Annotated in this window: 3 protein-coding genes; all 3 read left to right on the top strand. The window is 69.5% G+C overall.

All coding sequences use genetic code 11. The features are described 5' to 3' along the window. The first annotated feature begins 704 nt into the window (after positions 1–704). The gene (locus GKQ77_RS29950) at positions 705–1,391 is read left to right on the top strand and encodes a PadR family transcriptional regulator (protein ID WP_125513933.1); all 687 of its coding nucleotides are present in this window, start codon (positions 705–707) and stop codon (positions 1,389–1,391) included. Between the two features lie 59 nt (positions 1,392–1,450). Continuing rightward, entirely contained in the window at positions 1,451–2,533 is a 1,083-nt protein-coding gene (locus tag GKQ77_RS29945) for an inositol-3-phosphate synthase (RefSeq protein WP_219692255.1), read from the top strand. A gap of 79 nt (positions 2,534–2,612) precedes the next feature. Continuing rightward, positions 2,613–3,529, top strand: a 917-nt coding sequence (locus tag GKQ77_RS29940; RefSeq protein ID WP_219692254.1) for an MFS transporter, incomplete at its 3' end; no start/stop codon positions are given.

Here is a 3,529-nt window from a genome sequence, read left to right as displayed (position 1 = left end):
CGCCACCACCGGCGCGCCCACCGCCGCCGGCGGCCTCGGCAGCTCTGCGGCGACCGCCGCCCGCGCCGACCGAGCCGCTGCGCTGTGCGGCGCGACGGGCCTCGGCCCGGCCGCCGTAGGGCCGGCCCTCCTCGTCCGGGGCACCGGATCCCTGCGCCCCATAGGAAGCCCCATGAGAGGTCCCAGGGGAGGTCCCGTAAGAGGAAGAGGACGGTTCAGTGGCATCTCGCGGCGCCGCACGGCGGCCCGACGGCGCTCCTGGGGCGCCACGCCTGGCCGCGGCGCGTCCGCCGCCCTGCGGCTGCGGCGGTTTGCGACGGTGCTCGCTCATCGAACGATTACTCCTCGGGCAGGCGCAGCTGTCCGCGCCTGGAAACGGCGGCTGGGTTCCGGTCCCCCCGACGTACGGATGCGCCCGTCCCGGCGCTCACCCGCACTACACCGGGGACGACGACGCGCCCCGGCGTCACTTGGTTCCCGGTGGCATGCATGGCGCACAGACTACGCACCGTCAAAACCCTCGTAGAGCCGAAGTTCACCCCAAATCAGGCAACTCACTTCCTACGAATCGGTGATGTGACGCCGTTCACCGTGCCCCCTCTTGTATCAGCCGGATCGCCGTTCTATCGTCTCGATGTATCGAGTCGATACATCAGCTCGGCATAAAGGCCGCACTGAGGGACCGTGGCAGACGGGAGGCGAAGATGAGCAGGCGCTCCGGCATCCTGGAATTCGCCGTCCTCGGCCTCCTCCGCGAGTCCCCGATGCACGGCTATGAGCTGCGAAAACGTCTCAATACATCGCTGGGAGTGTTCCGGGCCTTCAGCTACGGGACCCTCTACCCCTGCCTCAAGACGCTGGTCGCCAACGGCTGGTTGATCGAAGAGGAGGGCAGCACCTCCGAGGACGCCCTCGCGGCTCCGCTCACCGGACGCCGAGCCAAGATCGTCTATCGGTTGACGGCGGAAGGTAAGGAGCACTTCGAGGACCTGCTCTCGCAGACCGGCCCCGACGCGTATGAGGACGAGCACTTCGCCGCCCGCTTCGCCTTCTTCGGGCAGACCTCGCGGGACGTACGCATGCGGGTGCTCGAGGGCCGCCGCAGCCGCCTCGAAGAGCGCCTGGAGAAGATGCGCGCCTCCCTGGCCCGTACCCGGGAGCGCCTGGACGACTACACGCTTGAGCTGCAGCGGCACGGCATGGAGTCCGTGGAGCGCGAAGTGCGCTGGCTGAACGAGCTCATCGAGAGCGAGCGGGCGGGGCGGGACCAGCAACGGCCCTCCCCCCGAAGCTCCGCTCAGCAGGACAGCACATCAGGGGAGTCGGCGGGCCTGCCCCGGCGGCGGGAGAACGACCCGCCGCCGGATCCGTCCGATGACCCCACCAAGTGAGATCCAGCGTTCCGCGGGGTCTCATCCGGAATACCGAGAACACACAGGGAGCAACCGGAATGGGTTCGGTTCGCGTAGCCATCGTCGGCGTGGGCAACTGCGCCGCCTCGCTGGTCCAGGGCGTCGAGTACTACAAGGACGCCGACCCGGACGCCAAGGTCCCGGGCCTGATGCACGTCCAGTTCGGCGACTACCACGTCGGTGACGTCGAGTTCGTCGCCGCCTTCGACGTCGACGCGAAGAAGGTCGGCCTCGACCTCGCGGACGCGATCGGCGCCAGCGAGAACAACACCATCAAGATCTGCGACGTGCCGAACACCGGCGTGCAGGTCCAGCGTGGCCACACCCTCGACGGCCTGGGCCTGTACTACCGCCAGACCATCGAGGAGTCCGCCGAGGCCCCGGTCGACATCGTCCAGGTCCTCAAGGACCGCGAGGTCGACGTCCTCATCTGCTACCTGCCCGTCGGGTCCGAGGACGCCGCGAAGTTCTACGCGCAGTGCGCCATCGACGCCAAGGTCGCGTTCGTCAACGCCCTGCCGGTCTTCATCGCCGGTACCAAGGAGTGGGCGGACAAGTTCACCGAGGCCGGCGTCCCGATCGTCGGTGACGACATCAAGTCGCAGGTCGGCGCCACGATCACGCACCGCGTCATGGCGAAGCTCTTCGAAGACCGTGGTGTCCGCCTCGAGCGCACGATGCAGCTCAACGTCGGCGGCAACATGGACTTCAAGAACATGCTCGAGCGCGACCGCCTCGAGTCCAAGAAGATCTCGAAGACGCAGGCCGTCACCTCGCAGATCCCCGACCGCGAGATGGGCGAGAAGAACGTCCACATCGGCCCGTCGGACTACGTCGCGTGGCTCGACGACCGCAAGTGGGCGTACGTCCGCCTCGAGGGCCGCGCCTTCGGTGACGTCCCGCTGAACCTGGAGTACAAGCTCGAGGTCTGGGACTCCCCGAACTCCGCGGGTGTCATCATCGACGCCCTGCGCGCCGCGAAGATCGCCAAGGACCGCGGCATCGGCGGCCCGATCCTCTCCGCGTCCTCGTACTTCATGAAGTCCCCGCCGGTCCAGTACTTCGACGATGAGGCGTACGAGAACGTCGAGAAGTTCATCAAGGGCGAGGTCGAGCGCTAAGCAGCTCTCTCCTTGTCACTCGTCGAGGGTCCCCGGGCATGCCGCCCGGGGACCCTCCTCGTATGTGAGGGTGTGCCCCATGGCTGTCGTCGGTGACCTGCGCGTCCTCCTGCGGCTGCGGGACTTCCGGCGCCTGCTCGCCGTACGGCTGATCTCCCAGGGCGCGGACGGCGTCTACCAGGTCGCGCTGGCCACGTACGTCGTCTTCTCACCGGAGAAACAGGCCTCGCCCGGCGCGATCGCCTCCGCGATGGCGGTGCTGCTGCTTCCGTATTCGCTGATCGGCCCCTTCGCGGGCGTCCTCCTGGACCGCTGGCAACGCCGGCAGGTCTTCCTCCACGGCAATCTCCTGCGGGCGGCCCTGGCGGCTCTGACCGCCGTGCTGATGCTGAGCGGCGTCCCCGACTGGCTCTTCTACGTCTCCGCCCTCTGCGTCACGGCCGTCAACCGCTTCGTCCTCGCCGGTCTCTCCGCCGCGCTGCCGCGAGTGGTGGACGCCGAGCGCCTGGTCATCGCCAACTCCCTCTCGCCCACCGCTGGCACGCTCGCCGCGACCGTGGGCGGCGCTCTCGCCTTCGTCGTGCGCCTGTCGGGGGCGGACTCGGACGCGGCGGTGGTCCTCCTGGGATCCGCCCTGTACCTCTGCGCGGCGCTCGCCTCGCTCCGCATGGCCCGCGAACTGCTCGGCCCGGACCCCGACTCGGCCGGGCCCCGGCCCCGGCTCCAAGAGGCGCTGGCCGGCACGGCGCGGGGCCTGGGGGCGGGAGTACGGCACCTGGCCCGGCGCCCCGCGGCGGCCCGCGCGCTGGCCGCGATGACGGTGCTCCGGTTCTGCTACGGCGCGCTGACGGTGATGGTCCTGATGCTGTGCCGGTACGCCTGGACGTCGTCGGAGGCCGACGGGCTCGCGCTGCTCGGGCTCGCCGTGGGGATCTCCGGAGCGGGGTTCTTCGCCGCCGCCGTGGTGACGCCGGCAGCGGTGGGGCGGTTCGGGGC

The sequence above is a fragment of the Streptomyces anatolicus genome (assembly GCF_019400875.1).
Lineage (GTDB): Bacteria > Actinomycetota > Actinomycetes > Streptomycetales > Streptomycetaceae > Streptomyces > Streptomyces anatolicus.
The sequence above is the reverse complement of the archived record's forward strand: the minus strand, read 5'-3'. Positions and strand labels throughout refer to the sequence as shown.

What these genes read in the sequence shown, in the direction of transcription:
- GKQ77_RS29945 (WP_219692255.1), top strand. Translation starts at nt 1,451, where the DNA reads ATGGGTTCGGTTCGCGTAGCCATCGTCGGCGTGGGCAACTGCGCCGCC.
- GKQ77_RS29950 (WP_125513933.1), top strand. Translation starts at nt 705, where the DNA reads ATGAGCAGGCGCTCCGGCATCCTGGAATTCGCCGTCCTCGGCCTCCTC.